The 24,987-nt window shown below is 63.9% G+C and carries 22 protein-coding genes; 14 read left to right on the top strand and 8 right to left on the bottom strand.

The window, feature by feature from the left end:
• Window positions 1–39: 39 nt before the first annotated feature.
• The 6 genes from pstB (at window position 40) to ABOC32_RS15020 (ending at window position 7,044) form a co-directional block, all read left to right on the top strand.
• Window positions 40–828 (top strand): phosphate ABC transporter ATP-binding protein PstB, encoded by a 789-nt coding sequence (pstB, locus tag ABOC32_RS14995; RefSeq protein WP_016500238.1) that lies wholly within the window; start codon window positions 40–42, stop codon window positions 826–828.
• Window positions 829–922: 94 nt separating this feature from the next.
• Complete coding sequence (locus tag ABOC32_RS15000) at window positions 923–1,621, top strand: hypothetical protein (RefSeq protein ID WP_234225412.1); 699 nt, start codon at window positions 923–925, stop codon at window positions 1,619–1,621.
• Complete coding sequence (locus ABOC32_RS15005; RefSeq protein WP_426807746.1) at window positions 1,621–2,220, top strand: hypothetical protein; 600 nt, start codon at window positions 1,621–1,623, stop codon at window positions 2,218–2,220. The genes ABOC32_RS15000 and ABOC32_RS15005 overlap by 1 nt, the downstream gene beginning before the upstream one ends.
• A gap of 365 nt (window positions 2,221–2,585) precedes the next feature.
• On the top strand, window positions 2,586–3,773 hold the full coding sequence (locus ABOC32_RS15010) for a porin (RefSeq protein WP_426807747.1): 1,188 nt from the start codon (window positions 2,586–2,588) through the stop codon (window positions 3,771–3,773).
• A 240-nt stretch (window positions 3,774–4,013) separates the two neighbouring features.
• Entirely contained in the window at window positions 4,014–5,177 is a 1,164-nt protein-coding gene (nosP, locus tag ABOC32_RS15015) for a nitric oxide-sensing protein NosP (RefSeq protein ID WP_426807748.1), read from the top strand.
• Window positions 5,146–7,044: a NahK/ErcS family hybrid sensor histidine kinase/response regulator gene (locus tag ABOC32_RS15020; protein ID WP_426807749.1), complete on the top strand. Its 1,899-nt coding sequence runs from the start codon at window positions 5,146–5,148 to the stop codon at window positions 7,042–7,044. Before nosP ends, ABOC32_RS15020 begins: the two co-directional genes overlap by 32 nt.
• A gap of 105 nt (window positions 7,045–7,149) precedes the next feature.
• Here ABOC32_RS15020 and ABOC32_RS15025 read toward each other — a convergent pair whose 3' ends face one another.
• From ABOC32_RS15025 to ABOC32_RS15050, 6 genes are all read right to left on the bottom strand, one after another.
• On the bottom strand, window positions 7,150–7,815 hold the full coding sequence (locus ABOC32_RS15025; RefSeq protein WP_043195925.1) for a response regulator transcription factor: 666 nt from the start codon (window positions 7,813–7,815) through the stop codon (window positions 7,150–7,152).
• Window positions 7,816–7,873: 58 nt separating this feature from the next.
• Window positions 7,874–8,422: a PQQ-dependent catabolism-associated CXXCW motif protein gene (locus ABOC32_RS15030; RefSeq protein ID WP_426807750.1), complete on the bottom strand. Its 549-nt coding sequence runs from the start codon at window positions 8,420–8,422 to the stop codon at window positions 7,874–7,876.
• 247 nt (window positions 8,423–8,669) lie between these two features.
• Entirely contained in the window at window positions 8,670–9,470 is an 801-nt protein-coding gene (locus ABOC32_RS15035; RefSeq protein ID WP_426807751.1) for an ABC transporter permease, read from the bottom strand.
• Window positions 9,467–10,207, bottom strand: a complete 741-nt coding sequence (locus ABOC32_RS15040) for an ABC transporter ATP-binding protein (protein WP_426807752.1) — start codon at window positions 10,205–10,207, stop codon at window positions 9,467–9,469. The genes ABOC32_RS15035 and ABOC32_RS15040 overlap by 4 nt, the downstream gene beginning before the upstream one ends.
• Window positions 10,204–11,193, bottom strand: coding sequence for a YVTN family beta-propeller repeat protein (locus ABOC32_RS15045; RefSeq protein ID WP_426807753.1), 990 nt, complete (start codon window positions 11,191–11,193; stop codon window positions 10,204–10,206). The genes ABOC32_RS15040 and ABOC32_RS15045 overlap by 4 nt, the downstream gene beginning before the upstream one ends.
• 30 nt (window positions 11,194–11,223) lie before the next feature.
• Window positions 11,224–12,417 carry an ABC transporter substrate-binding protein gene (locus tag ABOC32_RS15050; RefSeq protein ID WP_426807754.1) on the bottom strand — a complete coding sequence of 398 codons (1,194 nt, stop codon included), beginning with the start codon at window positions 12,415–12,417 and terminating at the stop codon, window positions 11,224–11,226.
• A gap of 162 nt (window positions 12,418–12,579) precedes the next feature.
• On the opposite strand from ABOC32_RS15050, the gene ABOC32_RS15055 reads away from it, so the two are divergent.
• Complete coding sequence (locus tag ABOC32_RS15055) at window positions 12,580–13,854, top strand: HAMP domain-containing sensor histidine kinase (RefSeq protein WP_426807755.1); 1,275 nt, start codon at window positions 12,580–12,582, stop codon at window positions 13,852–13,854.
• A complete protein-coding gene (locus ABOC32_RS15060; protein ID WP_426807756.1) occupies window positions 13,854–14,492 on the top strand; it encodes a response regulator in 639 nt (212 codons plus the stop codon). Before ABOC32_RS15055 ends, ABOC32_RS15060 begins: the two co-directional genes overlap by 1 nt.
• Before the next feature lie 286 nt (window positions 14,493–14,778).
• Here ABOC32_RS15060 and ABOC32_RS15065 read toward each other — a convergent pair whose 3' ends face one another.
• Entirely contained in the window at window positions 14,779–15,438 is a 660-nt protein-coding gene (locus ABOC32_RS15065) for a pentapeptide repeat-containing protein (protein WP_426807757.1), read from the bottom strand.
• Window positions 15,439–15,504: 66 nt separating this feature from the next.
• A complete protein-coding gene (gene exaA / locus ABOC32_RS15070) occupies window positions 15,505–17,400 on the bottom strand; it encodes a quinoprotein ethanol dehydrogenase (protein WP_426807758.1) in 1,896 nt (631 codons plus the stop codon).
• A 254-nt stretch (window positions 17,401–17,654) separates the two neighbouring features.
• On the opposite strand from exaA, the gene pedF reads away from it, so the two are divergent.
• The 6 genes from pedF (at window position 17,655) to exaC (ending at window position 24,609) form a co-directional block, all read left to right on the top strand.
• Window positions 17,655–18,116 carry a cytochrome c-550 PedF gene (gene pedF / locus ABOC32_RS15075; RefSeq protein WP_426807759.1) on the top strand — a complete coding sequence of 154 codons (462 nt, stop codon included), beginning with the start codon at window positions 17,655–17,657 and terminating at the stop codon, window positions 18,114–18,116.
• A 5-nt stretch (window positions 18,117–18,121) separates the two neighbouring features.
• Window positions 18,122–18,997, top strand: coding sequence for a substrate-binding periplasmic protein (locus tag ABOC32_RS15080; RefSeq protein ID WP_426807760.1), 876 nt, complete (start codon window positions 18,122–18,124; stop codon window positions 18,995–18,997).
• Window positions 18,998–19,133: 136 nt separating this feature from the next.
• Complete coding sequence (locus tag ABOC32_RS15085) at window positions 19,134–19,895, top strand: quinoprotein dehydrogenase-associated SoxYZ-like carrier (protein WP_426807761.1); 762 nt, start codon at window positions 19,134–19,136, stop codon at window positions 19,893–19,895.
• A gap of 40 nt (window positions 19,896–19,935) precedes the next feature.
• A complete protein-coding gene (locus tag ABOC32_RS15090) occupies window positions 19,936–20,868 on the top strand; it encodes a quinoprotein relay system zinc metallohydrolase 1 (RefSeq protein ID WP_426807762.1) in 933 nt (310 codons plus the stop codon).
• A 292-nt stretch (window positions 20,869–21,160) separates the two neighbouring features.
• Entirely contained in the window at window positions 21,161–22,948 is a 1,788-nt protein-coding gene (pedH, locus tag ABOC32_RS15095) for a PQQ-dependent alcohol dehydrogenase PedH (RefSeq protein WP_043195908.1), read from the top strand.
• Between the two features lie 140 nt (window positions 22,949–23,088).
• Window positions 23,089–24,609, top strand: a complete 1,521-nt coding sequence (exaC, locus tag ABOC32_RS15100) for an acetaldehyde dehydrogenase ExaC (protein ID WP_426807763.1) — start codon at window positions 23,089–23,091, stop codon at window positions 24,607–24,609.
• Window positions 24,610–24,987: the final 378 nt, after the last annotated feature.

A 24,987-nucleotide genomic window follows, 5' to 3' on the forward strand; every position in this document is an offset into this window, starting at 1 on the left:
TCCAACTTGAACGTATCCACTGCGCAAAGAGCCGCTCCCATGGTCAGTGAAGCAACCCCGATCGTCATGGACTGCAAGCTGGACAAGATTTTCTACGGCAACTTCATGGCCGTGCGTGACAGCCATGTGCCGATCAGAAAGAACGAGATCACCGGCTTCATCGGGCCGTCGGGCTGCGGCAAGAGTACCGTGCTGCGTAGCCTCAACCGCATGAACGACCTGGTGAAGGGCTTCCGCTTTGAAGGCCATGTGCACTTCCTGGGCCAGGATGTCTACGGCAAGGGCGTTGACCCTGTGGTCGTGCGCCGCTACATCGGCATGGTGTTCCAGCAGCCCAACCCGTTCTCGATGAGCATCTTCGACAACGTGGCTTTCGGCCTGCGCCTGAACCGCTACAAGGGCGACCTGGGTGACCGCGTGAAGCACGCCTTGCAAGGTGCCGCGCTGTGGGACGAAGTGAAGGACAAGCTCAAGGTCAGCGGCCTGTCGCTGTCCGGCGGCCAGCAGCAGCGTCTGTGCATTGCCCGTGCCATCGCCACCGAACCCGAAGTGCTGCTGCTGGACGAACCCTGCTCGGCACTCGACCCGATTGCCACCCGTCGCGTGGAAGAGCTGATGGTCGAGCTGAAGAAGGACTACACCATCGCCCTGGTGACCCACAACATGCAGCAGGCGATTCGTGTAGCCGACACCACGGCGTTCTTCTCGGTCGATATTTCCCAGGGCAGCCGCACCGGCTACCTGGTCGAGATGGGCCCTACGGCGCAGATTTTCCAGAACCCACGCGAGCAACTGACCAGCGACTACATCAGCGGCAAGTTCAGCTGAGTCAGGCCTGCCCAAGGTGGCCGGGTGTTGCAGCCAGGGAGGTTGCAGCACCCGGCCGCGTTACCTTCCGTTAAAGTGTTACCCGGGATTTCCAATGCGAGCAACGCGTCGTCTTGATCTTTCAGCGGTAGAGCGCGCACTGCGCGAGGTGCAGGGCCGCTTTGCCGAACTCAGCCGGCATTTCACCGAACCGCGGGACCCGTTTACCGACGAGGTGCTGCTGAACGTACTTGAAGGCTACGCGCTGATTGACGACTATGTCGCTCGCGGTATCGACCTCTTCGACCTGCAACAGCTGAACCTGATGCTGGAAATCAATGCCACCGTGCTCTGCGGCAGCGACCCGGCCCGTCGCCTGGAATATGCCCCGCACCTCGCGGCAACCGAGGCACACTTTTTCAACAACGTCGAAGGTGGCATCAAGGACTTGTACAACTGGTACTGCTCGTACCGCAGCGATTCGATCTGGAAGCGGGCAGCCGGTGTGTATGTACGTATCCTCAGCAAGCCGCAGTTGTTCATCGAAGGCAACAATCGCACAGGTTCGCTCATTGTCAGCTACTTGCTGATGCGTGCCGGGTTACCGCCATTCGTGCTGTCGCTGGACAACGCCGAGGGTTATTTCAACCCGTCCTCGGTCATACGCAACTCCGCTAAACACGGTGTCAAGGCCTTGTACGAACTACCCAAGATCAAGAAAAAGTACGCCGCTTTCCTTGAAGAGAAGGCGCCTGAGCCCGGCAAGTTCTTCCTGAACGGCACGCCCGTGCCTGTCTGTGGGGGGCACCGCTGATGCAACGTTCATCCATGTTCGTACGCGGGCGGCAAGCCATCGAGCGCAAGCTCAAGCGTGGCCAGGTACGTATTTCGTTCGATATCGACGACACGCTTGCTTGCCTGCCCGAGCATGCTGCCGCCGAAGACAGCAAGCTTCCAGACTTCGTCCACCGCTGGCTGGGTGAGCCCCTGCGCAGTGGCACGCGTGAATTGATCCGCGACCTGCGCCGCCAGGGCTGCAGCATCTGGATCTACACCTCGTCGGGGCGCACCCCGGCGTACATCCGCCGCTGGCTGATGCTCTACGGTATCCATGTCGATGGCGTGGTCAACAGTGACCGGCACCAGCATATCCTGGCCCAGAACGGCCTGGAGAACTCCCCCTCGAAGTTGCCCTCGGCGTTCGACATCGACCTGCATGTCGATGATTCCGAAGGTGTGCGGCTGGAAGGCGTCGACCACGGTTTTCGCGTTGTGGTGGTGTGCCCGAAAGACGAGAACTGGGCAGAGAAGGTGAAGGCCGCGGCTATCGATGTGCAGGCCCGCCTGGCCTGGCAGCAACCGCACCGCTATGAAATGCCCGCGTGCCAGCGTTCGCAGGCACTTGCTTCCTGATGGAAGCGACACCCACCGCGTAGAATTCTTCGCGGGTAAACCCGCTCCCACAGGGTTTGCGCAGCCTTCGAGCCTTGCGCAGCACCTGTAGGAGCGGGTTTACCCGCGAACACCGGCAGCGCCGGTGCCATCCAGCGCCTCCCGGACCGCAATTCACCCGTTCGTACAGCCGTACTGATACCCGCCTGCTATTCATGCGTACACCCTAAGTCTTGCCTCCTGGCCCGACCGGGTACCGCGACCAAATCCTCACGCCGCATTCGCCAGCCCAAAGCACCTGCCCGCCCGCCCGAAAGCAGCGTACCCGGCAATTTGCCCACTTCTGATAATCGCCTCCGACATCCAGTCCCCGTTTGGAGCGCGCCATGCACAACAACAATAAGCACCTGCCGCCTCGTTTTCTGGCAGCCGCCATCGCCAGCTTTTCTGCCCTGGGCCTCAGCGGCGTCGCCGAGGCCGAGATCATGCTGTACGACAAGGACCAGACAACGTTCTCTACCGACGGCTACATCAACGCCTTCTACGTCAACAGCAAGGTCGACCGGGAGGGCGAGCAGTTCGACCGCCGCCAGTCGCGGGTGAAGATGGGCTTCTTGCCCAACTACCTGGGCTTCAACATGGGCAAGCAGGTGGATGACCTGAAGCTCGGCGCGCGTGCCTCGTTCTGGGTCACGATCAACGACAGTGAAACCAATGGCACCGATACCGCCATCGACGTGCGCCAGTTCTACGGCACCGTGGCCAACCCCGAGTGGGGCGAGGTACTGATCGGCAAGGACTTCGGGCTGTTCGCCCGCTCCAACATTCTGCTCGACGAACTGCTGGCCGGTTATGGCCAGGTCAGCGACACCCTGGGGCTGGTGGATGGTGGCGGGGTGTCGTTCGGCAACATCGGCAGTGGCTACCCGTACCCGTTCCCCACCTCGCAGATCACCTACCGCACGCCAGTGATGGATGGCCTGCGGGTGGCGGTGGGCATCATGGACCCGGTGGACACCAACGACAGCAGCCCGACCGGCAAGGCCTACCAGGAAAACCCGCGCACCGAGAGCGAGATCACCTACCAGTTCGACCTGGGCGGGGCGCAGATCTACAGCTGGGTCAACGGCAGCTACCAGACTTCCGACAACACTGACTCGACGGTAGAAACGGTCACGTCCAAGGGGGTGGGTTACGGGGTGCAGGCAAAGATAGGCGGGCTGTCGCTGACCGGCTCGGGCTTCCAGGCCAAGGGCATCAACCCGTTCTTCACCAACAACGCGGGCGAACCGGTGTTGCGCAATGTCGACAGTGACGGCTACCTGCTGCAGGGCTCGTACAAGGTCGGCAAGAACCGCGTGGCGCTGTCGTATGGCAAGACCAAGGACGACGGCAACGGGGCGGTGGGTAGCGGGGCGGACTACGAGACCCGGGGTGTGGCGCTGTTCCATGATGTCAACGACAACCTCAAGCTGGTGGCCGAGTACAACCAGTTTTCCATCGACGGGCATGACACCAGTGCGCAGAACGAAGACACCGATACCTTTGCGGTGGGCGCGGTGCTGACCTGGTAGATCACAGGTTATCAGCCTTGGTGTGTACCTGTGGGAGCGGGCATGCCCGCGAATCAGGCGACGCGATTTATGGCACCGGCTTCGCCGGTGTTCGCGGGCACGCCCGCTCCCACAATGATTTGCTAAACACAGGCTGCTTTTACACCCATGGAACCGCCCACCCGCTACCCAAGTAGCATTCGCCGCCCGTACCCACCTTCGTACACTTGCCACTCAGCCACCCCCGCGCCGGAGACCACGATGCAGCAGGCCCAAAACGACGGTGTGGTCAGCGCCATGTCCCAGGCCACCGATGCACGGCTGGCCGCCCAGGACCTGGCGCGGCAGCTGCTGCACCCGCACCTGGGGTTCGTGCTGTTCTTCTGTTCCGCCGAATACGACTTGCAGGCGTTGGGCGACGCGTTGGAACAGGATTTTGGCGGCATACGCCTGGTCGGCTGCACCAGCGCCGGCGAAATCACCCCGCTGGGCTACGGCCGCAATTGCGTCACGGCGGTGGGCTTCGATCACCGGCATTTTTCCATCGCCACCGAGCTGATCGATGAAATGGAGCACTTCAGCTTGATCGACGCGCAGCAGATGGTCGAGCGCCTGGTGGGCACCTGTCGCAGCAACACCCTGGCACCGATCAAGGGCCACAGCTTTGCCCTGACCCTGCTCGACGGCCTGTCCAGCCGTGAGGAAATGGTGCTCGCCGCCCTCAGCGCGGCACTGGGGGACATCCCGCATTTTGGCGGTTCGGCCGGCGACGACAACTACCTGACCCGTACCCATGTGTATTTCGGCGGCGCGTTCCACAACGGCGCCGCTGTGGTGGTGCTGGTCAACACCTGGCTCGATTTCGAAGTGTTCACCACGCACCACATCCTGCCACGCCAGGAAAAACTGGTGGTAACCGGCGCCGACAGTGCCCAGCGTCGGGTTTTCGAGCTGAATGCCGAGCCTGCGGCCGAGGAGTACGCCCGGCACATCGGCGTGCCGGTGGCTGCGCTCGATTACCGGGTTTTCGCCGCCCACCCGCTGGCGGTGCGCATTCATGACCAGTATTACGTGCGGGCGATCCAGCAAGTGCATCCGGACCTGAGCCTGAGTTTCTACTGCGCAGTGGAAAACGGCATCGTGCTCACCGCCATGACCCCGGGCCCGCTGTTGCCGAACCTGCACCAGCTGTTCGACGGTTTGCACCAGCGCCTTGGCCCGCCGCTGCTGACCATCGGTTGCGATTGCTTTCTGCGGCGCCTGGAGCTGGAAGCCCATCACGGCCTGGAGCCAGTGGGTGCGTTCTTGCGCGAGCAGCGGGTGATCGGCTTCAACACCTACGGAGAACAGTTCAATGGCATGCACATCAACCAGACCTTCACCGGGGTCGCCATTGCCCGCAACCGGCCTCCGGTCGGGCGCTGAACTGCAAGCAGAGCTCAGCCGGCTGCAGCACGAAAACCAAAAGCTGCAGCGGATCAACGGCGCGTTGATCGAACGCATCGAGTCGGGGGTAACGCGGGGCAACGACCCCTATGCGGCGTTCCAGCATTCGGTGGTACTGGCCGAGCAGGTGCGTGAACGCACCGATGCCCTGAACCAGGCCATGGCTGAGCTCAAGGCGGTCAACCGCCTGCTCAGCGAGGCTCGACAGCGGGCCGAGACTGCCCACCAGCACCAGATTCGCCTGATTACCGACAATGTTCCGGCGCTGATCGCTTACCTGAATGCCGATCTGGTCTACGAATTCACCAACAAGGTCTATGAAGAATGGTATTGCTGGCCGCACGGCGTAATGCTGGGCCAGAGCCTGCGAGAGGCCCACAGCGAGCAGCATTACCAGCGGCTGGAAGGCTATGTGGCGAGGGCCCTGGCGGGGGAGAGCGTCACGTTCGAGTTTGCCGAAACCAACATCAATGGCCAGGAGCGCTACATGCTGCGCTCGTACGTACCCAACCGCCTGGCCAGTGGCGATGTGGTGGGTATCTTCGTATTGATCCGCGACATCACCGAGCGCCGCAATACCGCCCAGGCGCTGCACCAGGCTTATCAGCACCTGGAGCAGCGGGTGCGCGAACGCACCGCTGAACTGACCAGCCTCAACGACCAGCTACTGCGTGAAATCGAGGAGCGCAGCCGAGCCGAGTCGCGCCTGCGAGAGGCCAAGCGCGAGGCCGACCAGGCCAACCTGTCGAAAACCAAATTCCTCGCTGCGGTCAGCCACGACCTGCTGCAGCCGCTTAACGCGGCGCGGCTGTTCACCAGTGCGCTGCTCGAGCGCCGCGAGCCGCAAGACAGTGCCCACCTGGTTCGAAATGTCAGCAACTCGCTGGAGGATGTCGAGAACCTGCTAGGCACTCTGGTGGATATTTCCAAGCTCGATGCCGGGGTGATCAAGGCCGATGTCGCCCCGTTCGCCCTCAGCGAGCTGATGGACAACCTGGCTGCCGAATACGCCGAAGTGGCGCGCAGCGAAGGGCTTGAGCTGCATTTTGTGGGCTGTTCTGCGGTGGTGCGCAGTGACATCCAGCTGCTGGCGCGGATCCTGCGCAACCTGCTCAGCAATGCCATCCGCTACACCTGCAGCGGCCGCGTTGTGCTGGGCTGTCGGCGCCAGCGTGGCGGCCTGCGCATTGAAGTGTGGGACAGCGGTATCGGCATTGCCGAAGAGCACCTGGAAGACATGTTCCAGGAGTTCAAGCGCGGTGATGTCCAGCGCCCGGACCAGGACCGCGGGTTGGGCCTGGGCCTGGCGATCGTGGAAAAGATCGCCGGCATCCTCGGCCACCGGATCCGGGTGCGTTCATGGCTCGGCAAAGGCTCGGTGTTCGCGGTGGAAGTGCCGCTGAGCGCCACCGCGCCCAAGGCCCAGCCAAGCCCGGTGATCTGCGAGCCGATGCTCGAACGCCTGCGTGGGGCGCGGGTGTGGGTGCTGGATAACGATGCGGCGATCTGTGCCGGCATGCGCACCTTGCTGGAGGGCTGGGGCTGCCAGGTGGTCACGGCGCTGTCGGAGGAAGACCTGGCGCGCCAGGTGGACAATTACCACGCCGAGGCCGACCTGCTGATTGCCGACTACCACCTGGACAACGACTGCAACGGTGTCGACGCCGTGGCGCGGATCAATGCCCGCCGCGCCCAGCCGCTACCGGCGCTGATGATCACCGCCAACTACAGCAACGACCTCAAGCTGCAGATCCGCGAGTTGGGCCATACCCTGATGCACAAGCCCGTGCGGCCGATGAGGCTCAAGACGGCGATGAGCCATTTGTTGGCCAGCAGCGGGACATAGCTGCCGGCCTCTTCGCGGGTAAACCCGCTCCCACAGGATCCCGCGGTTTTCAGCACTGCGCGATACTTGTGGGAGCGGGTTTACCCGCGAAGAGGCCAGAGCAGGTCAGCGCCGCAAGTAGTCAGCAAAATCAATATCCCCGGCACTGAGAATGGCCTGCACCCGGTTATGCACATTGAGTTTGCGCAAGATCGCCGATACATGCGCCTTGACCGTGGTTTCAGCGATTTCCAGCGTATAGGCAATCTGCTTGTTCGATTCGCCTTTGGTCATGCGCTCAAGCACCAGCAGTTGCTTGCGGGTCAGGGCCTGGAGCATTTCCGGCGGGAAGCTGGGGGTATCGTTGTGGCGCCGGCTGTTGCTGCTTTTCTGGGCACGGATGATGTCGGGCGGCAGATACACATTGCCGTTGAGGATCTGCTCGATCGCTTCGATCATCTGCGAGCGCGGCGAGGACTTGGTAATGAAACCCACGGCCCCGTAGGTGATGGCCTGCAGTACGATCTGCTTTTCCTGCTCGGCCGAAACGATCACCACCGGCGTGGTCGGGGCTTCGTTGCGCAAGGTGATCAAACCGTTGAGCCCGTGCATGCCGGGCATGTTCAGGTCGAGCAGGATCAGGTCGAGGTCGTCGTGCGCCTGGGTCAATGCCAGGGCGCTGTCCAGGTCGGCCGTTTCCATGACCTCGCTGCCTTGAAAGCCATCGCTGATGACGTTGTGGATGGCTTCGCGAAACAGGGGGTGATCGTCGGCAATCAGAATTTTGTACATGGCCTATTCACCTTGTTTTTATTGGATGGGGCGGGGCACGCATTCGCAGGCAAGTTATTCAGGGGAAGGGCACGGGTTGCGCCGGTTGCAGCGGCAGGTTGGCCTGCTGCCAGGCGTCCACGCCGTCGCGGTACCAGTACAGGTTTTCATAGCCCAGGGCTTTTGCGCGTTTTACCGCGTTCCAGCTTAACCAGCAATCGGAGCGGCAGTAAAACACCAGCGGTTGCTCCGGGTGCCCGGCGGTGGCTTTTTGCAGATTGCGCACGAAGTAGTCCTGCCAGGCCGGGCTCAGTTCGCCGTCGCCGGTGTTGGCCAGCCACAGGCTGCCGGGCAGGTTGGCGTGGGGCTCGTCTTCGATGAAACGGCCTTGCAGCCATTGGCGGCGGTAGACGTCGATCAGCACCGGCCTGGGGTTCTGGCCCAGCAGGTGCTGTAACGCGGCTGTGTCGATGACCTGGCCGCCTTCGACCTGCTGCGGGGTCGGGCTGCGGTAGAGGGTGGCACGGTAGCCTTCGGCGGAGAACAGCGGGGTGCTGTCGGCCTGGGCGACGCCCAGCGACAGACTCAGCGAAACGGCAGCCAGCAAGGGGCGCAGGGCACGTGGCATGGGGATTTTCCTTTTTGTTATAGGCCCATTACATGCCAGTGGCGATGCTTTGTGAATGCGACGATAGACAGCAAATGCAGTACTAAAGTAGTAGATGGCTGGGGTAGCCAACACCTCCGGCTTACCCGATACCTGCAGGCTGGCGCGGTCCTTGTGGGAGCGGGTTCACCCGCGAACACCGGCGCAGCCGGTGCCATGCACCGCGTCGCCTTCTTCGCGGGTAAACCCGCTCCCACAGGGTTCTCGATTAACTCATAGAGCGGGGCTTGCGCAGCGCTGCATGCTGGGGGTTGAAGGTGAGTATCGCCAGCAGGGTGAACAGCGCGGTCAGCCCAAGGCACACCGCCAGCGCCAGCAGGTTCAACCGCTCATAAAGCGCAAAGCGCACCAGCTCCACGGCATGGGTAAACGGGTTCACGGCACACAGCCAGTACAACCACTGGCTGGCCTCGCGCATCTTCCACAGCGGGTACAACGCCGAAGACAGGAAAAACAGCGGGAAGATCACGAAATTCATCACCCCGGCAAAGTTTTCCAGCTGGCGGATCGCGTTCGACAGCAACAGCCCCAGGGCGCTGAGCATGAAGGCCACCAGCAGCATTGCCGGCAGCGCCAGCAGCAAGCCCGCAGCCGGTGGCTGCACGCCGTACAGCCAGGCAATGGCGAGGAAGGCATACACCTGCAGCAGGGAAATCAACGAGGTCGCCAACAGCTTGCTGGCCAGCAGAAACGGCCGTGGCAACGGGCTGGTCAGCAAAACACGCATGCTGCCCATCTCGCGGTCATAGACCATCGACAGCGAGCCCTGCATGCCGTTGAACAGCAGAATCATGCAGGCCAGGCCCGGAATGATGTACACCTCGTAGGGGATATAGGTGTCGTAGGGCTCGATGATGGCAATGCCCAGCGCCGCGCGAAACCCGGCGGCGAACACCAGCAACCACAGCAGCGGACGCACCAGGGCGCTGAGCAGGCGCGTGCGCTGCAACACGAAGCGCAGCCACTCGCGCAGCATGATGCCGTTGAAACATTGCCAGTAGGCGTTCATAGGGCATTGGCTCCCGAGGGCGTGCTGGTCAGCCGGGCAAAGGCGTTGTCGAGATCGCCCCCGTGTTCCTGGCTCAGGGTATCGGCGGTGCCGCTGGCCACCAGTCGCCCCTGATGCAGAATCAGCAGGTCATCGCTGGGCTGCACTTCGTCCAGCAGGTGGGTGGTCCACAGCACGCTGAGCTGCTGCTCGCGGCACAGCCGGCGCAGGTGCTGGTTGAGCGCCAGGCGGCTGGCCGGGTCCAGGCCGACGCTGGCTTCGTCGAGCAGCAGCAGGCGCGGTTCATGCAGCAGCGCGCGGGCAATTTCCACCCGGCGTCGATGGCCGATGTTCAGCTCGCGCACACGATCGCGCCGGCGTTCGCCAAGGCCCTGGCGGGCCAGTTCGGCTTCGACCCGCAGGTTGCTCTGGCGCCGCGACAGGCCATGCAACGCGGCGTGGTAACGCAGGTTCTGTTCAACGCTCAGGTCCAGGTCCAGCGTGCTTTGCTGAAACACCACGCCCAGCTGGCGCAGGGCCGGGCGTGCAGCGTTGCGCAGCGAGCAGCCGCACACGCGGATGTCGCCATGCTGCAGGTCGTACAGGCGCGTGAGCAGGGCAATCAAGGTCGACTTGCCAGCGCCATTGGGGCCCAGCAGCGCGGCGAAGCGCCCGGTGGCCAGGCTGAAACCCACCTGCTTGAGGGCTTCGCGCTGGCCGTAGGCGAAGCTCACATCACTGACGTCCAGGGCGTTCATGGTGTTACCACCACGCCCCAGGGGTAGCGCCCGACTTTCACCGACTTGAGCACCTTGAGGGTCTTCGTGTCGATCACCGAAACGTCGCCACTGACCCCGTTGGTAGCCAGCAATTGGCTCTGGTCCGGGGTGAACGCCAGCTGCCAGACCCGCCGCCCGACCAGCAGGTAGTCGAGTACCTCATAGGTCTTGGCATCGATGACCGCGACATGGTTGGCCGGGCCCAGGGCGACGAAGGCGTACTTGCCATCGGCGCTGAGCTTGATGCCCACCGGCTGGACCTTGTCCGGGTGAACGCCCTTGATCTGGAAGTTCAGGGTTTTCAGCACCTGGCGGGTGGCCACGTCGAGGATGGTCACCGTGCCACCGATTTCAGCCGAGGCCCACAGCCGCGAGCCGTCCTTGTTGAACTCGACAAAGCGCGGGCGCTGGTCGACCAGGGTGCTGTCGGCCAGGGTCTGGGTGCTGGTGTCGATCCAGTGCAGCATATTGGTGGTTTCGCTGGTGTTGACGGCCCACTTGCCGTCGGGGCTCACCGCCATGCCTTCAGGTTCGATGCCGACGTCGATCTGCCCGAGCACCTTGTCGGTGACGGTGTCGATCACCGTCACCAGCGCGTCGTCCTCGTTGGACACGTACAGCCAGCGGTCGTTGGGGTGCAGGGCGAACTGCTCGGGGTCCTTGCCGGAGGGCAGCTCCTTGATGATCTTGCGGGTGGCCACGTCCATCACCTGCACCCGGTCCGAGTCGCTGGCGCAGATGTACAGCAGCTTGTTGTCGTGTGACAGCAGCAAGCCGCGCGGGCGCTGGCCCACCGGCAAGGTTTCGGTGACTTCAAGCGTTTGCATGTCGATCAGGCTGAGGCTGTTGTCCTTTTCGTTGGACACCCAGGCGGTGGCGGCCATGGCGTGCCCGCAGGCCAGCGCCAAGGCGGCCGACAGCAGGCTGGGGTAAAGCAGGGCCCGGTGGAAGAGGGGGCGGCGCATGGCGAATTCCTTATTGTTGTGGTTATCGGGTCAGGGGTAGCTGCAGGTCACTTCGGGTTTGTCGTAGCCCAGGCTGTCCATTTCGTTGAAGGGGTGCAGGAAGCCCTCCTGCGGCGAGGTGCTGACCAGGGCGCGCGGCTGCACCAGCGGGATCGGCTGGCGCAGTTCGCCGTTCCACGGGCGGTAGCTGAGCTTGCGGCCCTTGAAACCGTCCAGTGGCAACTGTTCGCTGAGAAGCAACTGCTGCAGTGCGCGTGGTTCGGCCTGGCGCAGCTTGCTGGCCGCGCTGGCGACGCTGCGCACGGCCATCCAGGCGGCGAAGTCGCGGTCATTCATCCAGCGCCCCGCCTGGGCTTCGAAGCGCTTTTGCAGTTGCGCTGCGCCAAAGGTTTCCACGGTCTTGTGCCAGCCGGTGGGGGTCAGGCCCTGGGTGCCGGCCACGGGGCGCGGGTACCAGGTCTGGTAGGGCAGGTACTCGCCGAAGTCGCCGCGCTCGTCGGCCACCAGCACCACGTCGTATTCGGCGGTTTGGGTGAACAGCGGCATGTCGGCTTGGGCGCTACGGCGCTGGTCGTTGTCGAAGGTCCAGGTTTTTTCCGCGACCAGCTGCACGCCAAAGCGCTTCACCGAACGGCGCAGGGCGGCGGCGTAGGCCTGGTCGTCTTCGGTCTGGCCCACCACCAGTAGCGCCCGCTGCCACTTGCGCAGCACCAGGAATTGCACCAGCGCATCGGCCAGCATGGCCCGCCCCGGCAGGCTGTGCAGCACATTGCCCAGGCACTGGCTGCTGCGCAGGCCGTCGTCGGGGCTGCCGGCGTTGAACAGCAGGCTGTCGGGGAGGGCGGCAGACAATGCGCGCAGGCTGGCGGCCGGGGCATTCACCACAAACAGCCGCAGGCCTTGGTCGTGTTGCGACTTGGCCGCCTGCAGTAGCGCCTCGGGGCTGTCGACCGTGGCGTTGCTCAACTGGAACTGCTGCTTCAGGAAGCGCCCGGTGCTGTTGCTGTCCACAATCGCCAGTTCGGCGCCTTGCCGCCCGGCGTCGGCAGGCTCAGGAATGACGTTGGACAGCAGCGGGCCGGGGTCGGGGCGATAGCCCAGGTAGCCGATGCGCACTTGCAGCGGTTCTGCGGGCTGGCCTTGAGCGGCAGCGACCAGGGGCGCAGACAACGTCGCGGCCAAGGCCAGCAGGCAGGTCAGGGCAAGGTGGGCAGGCTGGCGCATAACACACTCCACGGCAGATGGCGCCAGCATAGGAAGCCCGCCTGGAGGAGGAAATATGCAGAAAGTAGCGCTAGCCCGGTACCAAGGTAGTAATTCTGCGCGGGTGCTGCGGCTTTAGGATGGGGAGCACGATGGGCCACGACGCCCCGAGGAGAATCGCCTGTGCGCCTTGTCAACCTGTCGGCCCTGTGGCGGATCAACCTTTGGGTCACGTTCTGTTTCGCCCTGGTGACGCTGGCCTGTGCCGGCGTGTTGTTGCATCAGGCGGTAGCTGACGTCGAGCGTGAGTTGCAGTCTGCCGAAGCGGTGGTGGCGTACCTCGGCGACACGGCCGAACGCGACCCGGCAAGCCTGCAACCCCGGCTGACCCAGAGCCTGCGCCATGTGCGGGTGCACTGGCTGGCGGCGGGTGAAGCGCCGCGGCTACCGCCGCAGACCGGGCTGGATGCCTGGCTGGGCCACCAGCTGTTTGGCGAGCGCCCCAGCAGCAGCCGGCTGCTGGACCTGAATGACGGGCGCCGGGTGTTGATTGCGGTCGATCCGCGGGATGAGATCGACGAAGTCTGGGACTCCCTGCAGCAACTGCTTGGCCTGTGTGGCCTGGCCTTGCTGTTGAGTTTGTTGTCCATCCGCTGGGCGGTGAGACGGGCCATGGACCTGCTGGATGAACTGCTGTGCGCCCTGCGCCAGGTTTCGGGCGGGCAACTGACTGCGCGCTTGCGCGAGGCGGGCCTGCCGGAGGCGCGCCAGCTGGCGGCTTACTTCAACCATATGACCGCGACGCTGGAGCAGGCTCGGGCCGATAATGCGCAACTGACCCAGGCGCTGCTGGCTGCGCAGGAGCAGGAGCGTACCCAGCTTGCGCAGGCGCTGCACGACGACCTGGGGCAATACCTGGCCGGTATTCGTGCCCAGCTCTGCCTGTTGCGTATGGTGGCCGAGCAGCCTGCGGTGGTGACACAGACGGCGCACGACCTCGAACTCAATTGCGAGCGCCTTCAGCAAGGCTTTCGCGCGCTGGTGCACAACCTGTACCCGGTGGCGCTGCACTACATGCCGCTGGCCGAGGCGTTCAGCCTGCTGGTGAGCCAGTGGCAGGCCAGCCAGGGCATCGAATGCCGGCTGCGGGTTGGCGAGCATTTGCCGGCGCTGCCCGGGGCGAGCAGAACGCACCTGTACCGCTTGCTGCAAGAGGCACTGACCAACGTCGCCCGGCATGCCGGCGCCAGCCAGGTGCGGGTGCGCCTGCAGCGCAGTGCCAAGGGTTTGCGCCTGTTCATTCGCGACAATGGCTGCGGTGCGCACCCGCCCCAGCGCCCAGGGGTAGGCCTGCACTCGATGGCCGAGCGCGCCCGCAGCCTGGGAGGCGAACTGCGCATTCTCAGCCGCCCGGGTGGTGGTTGGGCGCTGGCCCTGAACATTCCCAAGGAGGTGTGATGAATATCGTGTTGGTCGATGACCATGCCGTGGTCCGCCAGGGTTATGCCAGCCTGCTGCGGACGGTGTTGCCGACGGTGCAGGTGCGAGAGGCTGCCAGTGGTGAAGAGGCCTTGGCCCGGGTGCAGGAGCAAGTGCCGAACCTGGTGATCATGGACTTCGGCCTGCCGGGTATCAGTGGCCTGGAAACCACCCGCCGCCTGCGCCAGCGCCTGCCGCAGCTGCGGGTGCTGTTTTTCAGCATGCACGACGAACTGCCGCTGGTGCGCCAGGCACTGGAGGCCGGTGCCTCGGGCTACCTGACCAAAAACTCGGCGCCAGAAGTGTTGATCGACGCGGTGCAGCGGGTGTTGGCCGGGCACGCCTACATTGAACAACCCTTGGCTACCCAGTTGGCGTGCACGTCACAGCAAAGCGACAGTGACCCGCGTTTGCAGCGCATGACCCAGCGTGAGCTGGAGATTTTCACCATGCTGGCCAAGGGCACGCCGGCGCGAGTGATTGCCGAGCAGCTGTGCATCAGCGCCAAGACCGTGTCCAATCATTTGACCTTGCTCAAGAGCAAGTTGCAGGTCAGTTCGCATGCCGAGCTGGTGCACCTGGGGATTGACCTGGGGGTGGTGCGGGTGGCGGGGTGATTCGACGTGCGAGTTGCGGCGTCTGTGAGATCGAGCGCCGCCCGCGCGGCGCATCGCGAGCTGCGCTCGCTCCTACGTTTGTTTCGGGCCAGTAATGCCTGTGACAGGCGCGCGCGACCGCCTTGTTTGTACGATACGATATTGAGCCATGCGCCAAGGCGTTCGCGCACAAAACCCACAGGAATAATTGGCCCGAAACAAACGTAGGAGCGAGCGCAGCTCGCGATGCGCCGCGCGGGCGGCGCTCGATCTACAGGCGCTGAAGATGCCGCGGCGAACCCTTCGCTCATTCGTCCCAGGTATCAGGGCACCCCGTGCACCCCTCCATGTTGGCCTCCTGGAAATTCCCGTAATGCTGCCGCGCCCCGCGCAAATCGGCGCGTGCCAGGTTGCTCTGGCCAAACTTGGCCTCTTGCAGGTTGGCATCGCTCAGGTTGGCCCCTTGCAGGTCAGCCTTGCTCAGCCAGGCCATTTCCAGGTCCGCCGCCTGCAGGTTGGCCTGCAGCAGCTTCGCCCCGGACAGCCTGGCGAACTGCAAGTAGGCGGCACTGAGGTCGGCCTTTTCAAACTGTGCACCTTGGGCGAACAAGCCCCAGCCCTGAATGGCCACCAGCTTGCTGTTGCTCAGGTCAGCCACACGCAGGTTGCTCTGTTGCAGGCTGGCGCGGGTCAGGTTGGCGCCCTGCAGCCGGGCTTTTTCCAGGTTGGCCAGGTCCAGCCGGGCATGGCGCAGGTCGGCATCACGCAGGTCGGCGCCGGCCAGGTTCATCTTGCGCAGGTCCTGGTTGGCCAGGTTGGCGCCGCGCAGGTTGGCTCCCGGGCACTGGCTGGCTTCGGCAATGACGCAGCCGTTGATGGTCAGGGGGGCATCGTTGCCATCGTCGTCGGCACTCACGGCCAAGGCCGGGGCCAGCACCAACAGCAAGGCAAATGGCAGGTAGTTCATGGCAAAGGTTTCCTGGCGGAAGGTGAGCAGAAGCGGGGAGCAGGCTGGCCTGCTCCCCGCTGGCGATCAGCGCTGCGCAGTCTTGTTGTCCCAGCTCGGGATCTTGAACACCCAGAACGAGCCGCCCTGAGCCACCGGCTTGGTCAGCTCGGCCATGTCGCCGCCCCACAGCGGCACAGCGCCGCCGTAGCCCACGGTCACGCCGATGTACTGCTCGCCGTCTTGCTCCCAGGTGATGGGCGGCGAGACGATGCCGCTGCCGGTCTGGAACTTCCACAGCTCCTTGCCCGTCTTGGCGTCGAAGGCCTTGAAGAAGCCGTCGCCGGTGCCGGTGAACACCAGGTTGCCCTTGGTTGCCAGCACGCCCGCCCACAGCGGCAGGTGCTCCTTGTGCTCCCACACCAGCTTGCCGGTGGTCGGGTCCATGGCGCGCAAGGTGCCGACATGGTCGTCGTACATGCGCTTGATTCGGAAGCCCATGCCCAGGTACGCCGAGCCCTTCTTGTAGTTCACTTCCTCGGTCCAGTATTCCTCTTTCCACTGGTTGCCAGGGATGTAGAACAGGCCGGTGTCCTGGCTGTAGGCCATGGGGTTCCAGTTCTTGCCACCCAGGAACGGCGGCGAGACTTCCACCGGTTTGCCCTTGGTTTCACCCGGCAACGGCTTGGCCGGGCGCTGGCCGGGGTTTTCCACCGGGCGCCCGGTCTTCAGGTCGATATGGCTGGCCCAGGTGATGTTGTCGACGAAGGGGAAGGCGTTCTGCAGCTTGCCGTTGTTGCGGTCCACCACGTAGAAGAAGCCGTTGCGGTCGGCGTGCCCGGTGGCCTTGACCACCTTGCCGTCCTTGTCCTTGTAGTCGAACAGCACCAGCTCGTTGTTGCCGGAGAAGTCCCAGGCATCGTTTGGCGTGTGCTGGTAGAACCATTTCACCTCGCCGGTGCTGGGGTCGACACCGACCTGGCCTGAGGTGTAGAGGCTGTCGTAGTCGTGGGGGTTGCCATCTTTGGAGGTGCGCGCCCAGGTGTTCCAGGGGCCGGGGTTGCCAGCACCGACGATGATGGTGTTGGTCTCGGCATCGAAGCTGGCGCTCTGCCAAGGGGCGCCGCCGCCGTGGCTCCAGGCTTCGACCTTGCCGGTTTCGGTGGTCGGGTCGTCTGGCCAGGACGGCGCCTTGACGTCGCCGGTCGGGGTGCTGTCCTTGCCGTTCAGGCGGCCCATGTGGCCTTCGACAAAGGGCCGCATCCAGACCTCTTCGCCGGTGTCCGGGTCGCGGGCGAACAGCTGGCCGACCACGCCGAATTCATCGCCGGAGCTGCCGTGGATCAACAGCACCTTGCCGCTGGTCTTGTCTTTGATCAGCACCGGGGCGCCGGTCATTGTGTAGCCGGCGCTGTGGTCGCCGAACTTCTTGTTCCACACCACCTTGCCAGTGTTTTTGTCGAGGGCGATGAGCCGCGCGTCGAGGGTGCCGAAGTAGATCTTGTCGCCGTAGATGGCCGCCCCGCGGTTGACCACGTCGCAGCACGGGCGAATGTTGTCGGGCAGGCGGTGGTTGTAGGTCCACAGGCGTTTGCCGGTCTTGGCATCGAGGGCAAACACCCGCGAGTACGAACCGGTGACGTAGACCACACCGTCGCTGACGATGGCCTGGGATTCCTGGCCGCGCTGCTTCTCGTCGCCAAAGGAGTAGGACCAGGCCGGGGTCAGCTTGAACACGTTCTGGTCGTTGACCTGGGCCAGCGGGCTCCAGCGTTGGGCGTTGGTGCCCATGCCGTACTGCAGCACGTCCTTGGTGGTGAGGTGGTCGTTGGCGATGTCTTCCCAGGTGACGCTCTTGCCGGCAGGTGCAGCAGGTGCGGTGGCCGCTGTTGCCACATTGCCCAGGGCCAGGCCACCGGCCAGTAGCAGGACGCGCACGCTCAGGGCCAGAGGGGAAAGGGCGGGTAGCGATCTTATTGTCATGGTTGCAGTTCCCAGTGGAGGTTTTGGCCTGCACAGGGTGGGGCGGGGGAGCTGTTGCGGGATACGGAAAAAGTCCCGCCCTTGCCGGGAATAGTTCCCGAACGGCACCTCAATTGGCCCTTCGCCACAAGCCCTACTACCAAGGGAGTAAGGCCCGGCCACCAAAGCAGCATTCGACCGCCCGCAGGCTGTTTCTAAGATGGCGGCACGGCCTCTGTGGTTGAGGCTTTGCGTGCAATGGTGAGGGCATAACAATGACAACAAAACGCAATGTGTTGCTTGCTGCAGGGCTGCTGGCCGCGGCGGTGCTGACCGGTACGGCCTTCGCCCATGGCAACGTGGTGCCCCAGGCGGTGGAGACCAAGGGCCTGACCCCGATCAAGGACGCCGGCGTAAGCCTGGACGGCGACGGCTGGGCGGCAGTAAACCCTTACCGCAGCTCGCCCGAGCACGACAAGGCCGTGGAGATCGGCGCCTCGGCCTACAACCAGAACTGCGCTGCCTGCCATGGCCTGGAGGCCAAGTCCGGCGGTATCGCCCCAGACCTGCGCATGCTCGATGTCGGTGATGCCGGGGATGAATGGTTTGTCGAACGGGTACGCCATGGCGCGGTGCGCGATGGCCGTGTGTACATGCCGAAGATGGCCGACTACCTCAGCCAGGAAGCCCTGTGGGCGGTGCGCACCTACCTGGACAGCGTGCACGTCGAGGAGTGACGGCCATGCGTCTGTTTGCCGTATGGTTTTGTAGCCTGCTGCTGGTGTGCGCGACGGCCCAGGCGCAGGTGCGTAACTACGATGCGATCATCGCCGCCGGCGAGCTGAAAGTGGCGGTGTACAAGGATTTCGCGCCCTACAGTTTCGAGGACCACGGCAAACCCCGCGGTGTCGATGTAGAGCTGGCGCAGGCGTTGGCCACGGCCTTGGGGGTGCGCTTGCAGCTGATCTGGGCGCCCGCCGGGGAAAAGCTCGACGATGACCTGCGCGACTACATCTGGCGCGGCAGCCCGCTGCGCCACCAGCAGTTGGCCGACCTGATGATGCGTGTGCCCTACGACCAGGCCTACGCGCAAAAGCGCAACGAACTGGGCGAGCTGGAAAACGCCCAGGTGGTAATGTTCGGCCCTTATCAGCAAGAGCGCTGGCAGGTGGCCTACGACCAGCGCCGCCTGGCGTCGGTGGCCAGCGTGGCGGTGTTCCAGCAGCACCCGATCGGGGTCGAGGTGGACAGCGTGCCTTCGTTCTACCTGACCTCGGTGTTCAACGGCATGCTCAGTGCCAAAACCCATCATTACCCCAGCGTGCAACAGGCGTTCAGCGCCATGCAGGCTGGCCAGGTGGACGCAGTGATGGCGATGCGTGGCGAAGTCGACTGGCAGCTGCACCAGGCCGCTGACCCGCACCTGGCCCTGGCGGAAAACGCCTACCCCAACCTGGGCAAGCAGGCCTGGGAAATCGGCATGGCCGTGCATGAAAGCAACCGGCAGTTGGCCTATGCCGTGGAAGAAGCCCTCGAGGCGATGATCCGCGATGGCCGGCTCAAGGCCATGTATGCCGCGTACGGCCTGCGCTACGAAACCCCGGAAATGTACCAATAGCTGTGGGAGCGGGTTCACCCGCGAACACCGGCGAAGCCGGTGTCATATACCGCGTTGCATGCTTCGCGGGTGAACCCGCTCCCACAGTGGCCTCGGGTAATCCTGAAAGCCATGTGTTGATCCATGGGAGCGGATCATGAACCTGAAAGCGACTTTCCTCTTGGCCTGCTGGATGCTCTGGGCAGCCCAGGCTGCCGCACAAAGTACCCAGACGGACCCGGTGCCGTCGGTGATGTGGGACTTCTACCACAAGCAGTTGCTGGGCCAGGCCGCGTTCGTCTTCGATGACCGGGTCAAGCTGCTGGCGCCGCCCTTTGCCGAGGACGCCCGGCAGGTGCCGCTGGAGATCGACGCCCGGGCATTCGCTGGCGAGGTGGTGCGCATCATCGCCTGGGCCGAACTCAATCCGCTGCCACGCATTGTCGACTTCCAGCCCGGCGAACGCGTGCTGCCCTGGCTGTCAATCCGAATCCGTATCGAACAGGCCACCCCGCTGCGCGCCGCCGTGCTGACACGCGACGGCCTGTGGCACGTCGGCTCGACCCTGATCGACGCCGCTGGCGGCGGCTGCACGGCCCCTAGCGTGGTGCGCACCCAACCCGGCTGGGAAGAACACCTTGGTGAAGTGCTGGGCGGGCGCTACCCGCGTGGCGACAGCAGCCGCTTGCGCCTGCAGGTGGCCCACCCGATGGACAACGGCCTGGTCAGTGGTATTCCCGAGTTCTTCCTCAACCATGCCGAGTTGCAAGACGCGAGCGGCCAGCGCCTGGCCAGCCTTGAGCTGTACCCGGCGGTCAGCGAAAACCCCAACCTGGGCTTCGATATCCAGGGCGCGGGGCCAACCCGGCTGCTGTTGCAGGACAACAGCGGCAACCAGTTCGAAGCGGCGGTGCCCTGAGCACATTGCCCGATTTCACCCCTGACCCGAGGCGCCCTTCATGCGTTGGATCCTGCTGTTGCTGCTATGCCTGGGGCTGCCGGCCCAGGCAGACCTGGACTATCGGCTTGTCCCCCGGCAGATAGCGGAGGGCACCTGGCTACTGGAGGGCAGTACCGACCACTTCGCCAAGGCCAATGGCGGCAATATCGTCAATACCGCGTTCATCGTCACCGACACCGGTGTGGTGGTGATCGACAGCGGGCCTTCGAAACGCTACGGCGAAGCGTTGCGCCAGGCGATTGCCGCCACCACCGACAAGCCGGTGCTGGAAGTGCTGCTGACCCATCATCACCCTGACCATGTACTGGGCAACCAGGCCTTTGCCGATGTGCCTATTGGCGCCTTGGCCGGTACCAGCGACTTGCTGCGCCAGCAGGGCGAGGCCATGGCCGAGAACATGTACCGCCTGGTCGGCGACTGGATGCGCGGCACCGAAGTGGTGCTGCCGACCCAAATGTTGCAGCCGGGTATCCACGAGGTCGGCGGGCACCGCCTGAGGTTGCTGGAGCTGGGCGGGCATACCGGCGCCGACCTGGCGATTCTGGATGAGAAGACCGGCGTGCTGTTCGCTGGTGACCTGGTGTTCTACGAGCGTGCCCTGACCACCCCTAATAGCCCGGGCCTGGGGGTGTGGGAAAAGGACCTGGACACCCTGCAAGCCTTGCCCTGGAAGCAGCTCGTACCCGGGCACGGGCCGGTGGCCAGCGATGCCCGGCCGTTTGAACAGATGCGTGATTACCTGGGCTGGCTTGACGGGCTGATGCGCGACGGCGCGGCGCGCGGCGACGACATGGCCGAGATGATCCGCAGCCCCATCCCCGAACGCTTTGCCGGCATCAGCCTGACCCGTTATGAGCTGATTCGCAGTGTCAGCCACCTGTATCCCCGCTACGAACGCCAACAACTCCAGCGCGTCGACGCCAACCCCTGAACCTGCTGCCCTGACGCGATCCCCTGTAGGAGCGGCCTTGTGTCGCGATAGGGCTGCGCAGCGGCCCCGGCGATTTCAGCTAAAGGCACAAATCCTGGGGCCGCTGCGCAGCCCTATCGCGACACAAGGCCGCTCCTACATGGGATCGTGCAAGTCTTGGGGTGCAGCCCTGTACCAAGGAACTAGAAAACTCCGCACTGCGGGCAATTGTTGGCGAACGGGCGGCAACCAAGAATTCCCGGCACACCGGGAAATTTTCCCGGGCACAACAAAAAAACCAAAGGTAGCCGTCATGACCCGATCCCCGCGTCGCCCCTTGTTCGCCGTGAGCCTGGTGCTCAGCGCCATGCTGCTTGCCGGCGCAGCCCACGCCGCTGTCAGCAATGAAGAAATCCTCCAGGACCCGAAGAACCCGCAGCAGATCGTGACCAATGGCCTGGGTGTGCAGGGCCAGCGCTACAGCCCGCTGGACCTGCTCAACGCCAACAACGTCAAGGAACTGCGGCCGGTCTGGGCGTTCTCTTTCGGCGGTGAGAAACAACGCGGCCAGCAGGCCCAGCCGTTGATCAAGGACGGGGTGATGTACCTGACCGGTTCCTACTCGCGGGTGTTCGCCGTGGATGCCCGCACCGGCAAGAAACTGTGGCAATACGATGCACGCCTGCCGGATGACATCCGCCCGTGCTGCGATGTGATCAACCGGGGTGTGGCGCTGTACGGCGACCTGGTGTTCTTCGGCACCCTGGACGCCAAGCTGGTGGCCCTGAACAAGGACACCGGCAAGGTGGTCTGGAGCAAGAAGGTGGCCGACCACAAGGAAGGCTATTCCATCAGTGCCGCGCCCATGATCGTCAACGGCAAGCTGATCACCGGTGTCGCCGGTGGCGAGTTCGGCGTGGTGGGCAAGATCCAGGCCTACAACCCGGAAAACGGCGAGCTGCTGTGGATGCGCCCCACCGTGGAAGGGCACATGGGCTACGTGTACAAGGACGGCAAGGCAATCGAGAACGGTATTTCCGGCGGCGAGGCGGGCAAGACCTGGCCCGGCGACCTGTGGAAGACCGGCGGCGCTGCGCCCTGGCTGGGCGGTTACTACGACCCGGAAACAAACCTGATCCTGTTCGGCACCGGCAACCCGGCACCGTGGAACTCGCACCTGCGCCCCGGTGACAACCTGTATTCCTCGTCGCGCCTGGCGCTGAACCCGGACGACGGCACCATCAAGTGGCACTTCCAGAGCACGCCGCATGACGGCTGGGACTTCGACGGCGTCAACGAGCTGATCTCGTTCAACTACAAGGACGGCGGCAAGGAGGTCAAAGCCGCCGCTACGGCCGACCGCAACGGTTTCTTCTACGTGCTGGACCGCACCAACGGCAAGTTCATTCGCGGCTTCCCCTTCGTCGACAAGATCACCTGGGCCACCGGCCTGGACAAGGACGGCCGGCCGATCTACAACGATGCCAGCCGCCCGGGCGCACCCGGCAGCGAAGCCAAGGGCAGTTCGGTGTTTGTCGCCCCGGCCTTCCTCGGCGCCAAGAATTGGATGCCGATGGCCTACAACAAGGACACCGGGCTGTTCTACGTGCCGTCCAACGAGTGGGGCATGGACATCTGGAACGAAGGCATTGCCTACAAGAAAGGCGCGGCGTTCCTCGGCGCCGGCTTCACCATCAAGCCGCTCAACGAAGACTACATCGGCGTGCTGCGCGCCATCGACCCGATCAGTGGCAAGGAAGTGTGGCGGCACAAGAACTACGCGCCGCTGTGGGGCGGGGTGCTGACCACCAAGGGCAACCTGGTGTTCACCGGCACGCCGGAAGGCTTCCTGCAGGCCTTCAACGCCAAGACCGGCGACAAGGTCTGGGAATTCCAGACCGGCTCCGGTGTGCTCGGCTCGCCCGTGACCTGGGAAATGGACGGCGAGCAATACGTGTCGGTGGTCTCCGGCTGGGGCGGCGCGGTGCCGCTGTGGGGCGGCGAAGTGGCCAAACGGGTCAAGGACTTCAACCAGGGCGGCATGCTCTGGACCTTCAAGTTGCCCAAGCAGCTGCAGCAAACGGCAAGCGCCAAGCCGTAAAGCAGCGGCCTGAGGCAAGCGGCCCTACTACCAAATGACGAGAGCCCCGCTGCCAACGATGCATTCGCCTGGCACGCGGGGCTTTTTACCATCGGTCCATCGCCTGTCGTGGGACAGGCATCGACCCGCAGAGGCTCAGCATGATCTACGCACAACCCGGAACCCCAGGCGCCGTCGTGGCCTTCAAGCCACGCTATGGCAACTTCATCAATGGCGAGTTCGTGCAACCGTTGGCTGGCCAATACTTCACCAACAGCTCGCCGGTCAATGGCCAGCCGATTGCCGAATTCCCGCGTTCCACTGCCCAGGACGTCGACCGCGCCCTGGACGCCGCGCACGCAGCCGCCGAAGCCTGGGGCAAGACCTCGGTGCAGGAGCGCGCCCTGGTGCTGCTGAAGATTGCCGACCGCATCGAACAGAACCTGGAGGTGCTGGCCGTCACCGAAAGCTGGGACAACGGTAAGGCCGTACGCGAAACCTTGAATGCCGACGTACCGCTGGCAGCGGACCACTTCCGGTACTTTGCCGGTTGCATCCGGGCCCAGGAGGGCGGCGCGGCCGAAATCAACGAAGGCACCGTGGCTTATCACATCCATGAGCCGCTGGGCGTGGTCGGGCAGATCATCCCGTGGAACTTCCCGCTGCTGATGGCCGCCTGGAAGCTTGCCCCGGCCCTGGCCGCCGGCAATTGTGTGGTGCTCAAGCCGGCCGAGCAGACGCCGCTGTCGATCACCATTTTTGCCGAGCTGATCGCCGACCTGCTGCCTAAAGGCGTGTTGAACATCGTCCAGGGCTTCGGCCGTGAGGCGGGCGAGGCCTTGGCCACCAGCAAGCGCATCGCCAAGATCGCCTTCACCGGCTCCACCCCGGTCGGTTCGCACATCATGAAGTGCGCGGCCGAGAACATCATCCCGTCCACCGTCGAACTGGGCGGCAAGTCGCCGAACATCTTCTTCGAAGACATCATGCAGGCCGAGCCCGCGTTCATCGAGAAGGCCGCCGAAGGCCTGGTGCTGGCGTTCTTCAACCAGGGTGAAGTGTGCACCTGCCCGTCGCGGGCATTGATCCAGGAATCGATCTACGAGCCCTTCATGGCCGAGGTGATGAAGAAGATCGCCAAGATCACCCGGGGCAACCCGCTGGACACCGAGACCATGGTGGGTGCCCAGGCCTCAGAGCAGCAGTTCGACAAGATTCTTTCGTACCTGCAGATTGCCAAGGAGGAGGGCGCGCAGCTGCTTACCGGCGGCGGTGCCGAGCGGCTGCAGGGCGACCTGGGCAGCGGTTACTACATCCAGCCGACCCTGCTCAAAGGCAACAACTCGATGCGTGTGTTCCAGGAAGAAATCTTCGGCCCGGTGGTGGGCGTGGCCACCTTCAAGGATGAAGCCGAAGCGCTGGCGATTGCCAACGACACCGAGTTCGGCCTGGGCGCCGGCCTGTGGACCCGCGACATCAACCGCGCCTACCGCATGGGCCGCGGCATCAAGGCCGGGCGTGTGTGGACCAACTGCTACCACCTGTACCCGGCGCATGCGGCGTTTGGCGGTTACAAGAAGTCTGGCGTGGGCCGTGAGACCCACAAGATGATGCTCGACCACTACCAACAGACCAAGAACCTGCTGGTGAGCTACGACATCAACCCGCTGGGCTTCTTCTAAGGCGCACAATCTGGAAGTTTTATGCCGGTAGATTATCGGTGCCTGTGAGATCGAGCGCCGCCCGCGCGGCGCATCGCGAGCTGCGCTCGCTCCTACGTTTGTTTCGGGCAAATTATTCCTGGGGAACTTGCACGCGAACGCCTTTGCGCATGGCGCGATATTGCGTCGTACAAACCAGGCGGTCGCGCGCGCCTGTAACAGGCGTTACTGGCCAGAAACAAACGTAGGAGCGAGCGCAGCTCGCGATGCGCCGCGCGGGCGGCGCTCGATCTCACAGGCGCTGAAAATCTACCGGCCTACTCGTTCCAAAGTAGCATTCAGTCCCACCGCCCCCCGTGCATTAATGCACCTACCGGACTCCCCCGGCACAAGAAGAGG

Origin of the sequence: Pseudomonas sp. WOUb67 (assembly GCF_050058005.1) — a bacterium.
GTDB classification, from domain to species: domain Bacteria; phylum Pseudomonadota; class Gammaproteobacteria; order Pseudomonadales; family Pseudomonadaceae; genus Aquipseudomonas; species Aquipseudomonas putida_R.

Coding starts and splice junctions, on each gene's coding strand:
- exaC (WP_426807763.1), top strand. CDS start 23,089: ATGATCTACGCACAACCCGGAACCCCAGGCGCCGTCGTGGCCTTCAAG.
- exaA (WP_426807758.1), bottom strand. CDS start 17,400: ATGACAATAAGATCGCTACCCGCCCTTTCCCCTCTGGCCCTGAGCGTG.
- ABOC32_RS15005 (WP_426807746.1), top strand. CDS start 1,621: ATGCAACGTTCATCCATGTTCGTACGCGGGCGGCAAGCCATCGAGCGC.
- ABOC32_RS15025 (WP_043195925.1), bottom strand. CDS start 7,815: ATGTACAAAATTCTGATTGCCGACGATCACCCCCTGTTTCGCGAAGCC.
- pedH (WP_043195908.1), top strand. CDS start 21,161: ATGACCCGATCCCCGCGTCGCCCCTTGTTCGCCGTGAGCCTGGTGCTC.
- ABOC32_RS15090 (WP_426807762.1), top strand. CDS start 19,936: ATGCGTTGGATCCTGCTGTTGCTGCTATGCCTGGGGCTGCCGGCCCAG.
- ABOC32_RS15000 (WP_234225412.1), top strand. CDS start 923: ATGCGAGCAACGCGTCGTCTTGATCTTTCAGCGGTAGAGCGCGCACTG.
- ABOC32_RS15035 (WP_426807751.1), bottom strand. CDS start 9,470: ATGAACGCCTACTGGCAATGTTTCAACGGCATCATGCTGCGCGAGTGG.
- nosP (WP_426807748.1), top strand. CDS start 4,014: ATGCAGCAGGCCCAAAACGACGGTGTGGTCAGCGCCATGTCCCAGGCC.
- ABOC32_RS15060 (WP_426807756.1), top strand. CDS start 13,854: ATGAATATCGTGTTGGTCGATGACCATGCCGTGGTCCGCCAGGGTTAT.
- ABOC32_RS15080 (WP_426807760.1), top strand. CDS start 18,122: ATGCGTCTGTTTGCCGTATGGTTTTGTAGCCTGCTGCTGGTGTGCGCG.
- pedF (WP_426807759.1), top strand. CDS start 17,655: ATGACAACAAAACGCAATGTGTTGCTTGCTGCAGGGCTGCTGGCCGCG.
- ABOC32_RS15030 (WP_426807750.1), bottom strand. CDS start 8,422: ATGCCACGTGCCCTGCGCCCCTTGCTGGCTGCCGTTTCGCTGAGTCTG.
- ABOC32_RS15040 (WP_426807752.1), bottom strand. CDS start 10,207: ATGAACGCCCTGGACGTCAGTGATGTGAGCTTCGCCTACGGCCAGCGC.
- ABOC32_RS15010 (WP_426807747.1), top strand. CDS start 2,586: ATGCACAACAACAATAAGCACCTGCCGCCTCGTTTTCTGGCAGCCGCC.
- ABOC32_RS15045 (WP_426807753.1), bottom strand. CDS start 11,193: ATGCGCCGCCCCCTCTTCCACCGGGCCCTGCTTTACCCCAGCCTGCTG.
- ABOC32_RS15050 (WP_426807754.1), bottom strand. CDS start 12,417: ATGCGCCAGCCTGCCCACCTTGCCCTGACCTGCCTGCTGGCCTTGGCC.
- ABOC32_RS15085 (WP_426807761.1), top strand. CDS start 19,134: ATGAACCTGAAAGCGACTTTCCTCTTGGCCTGCTGGATGCTCTGGGCA.
- ABOC32_RS15065 (WP_426807757.1), bottom strand. CDS start 15,438: ATGAACTACCTGCCATTTGCCTTGCTGTTGGTGCTGGCCCCGGCCTTG.
- pstB (WP_016500238.1), top strand. CDS start 40: ATGGTCAGTGAAGCAACCCCGATCGTCATGGACTGCAAGCTGGACAAG.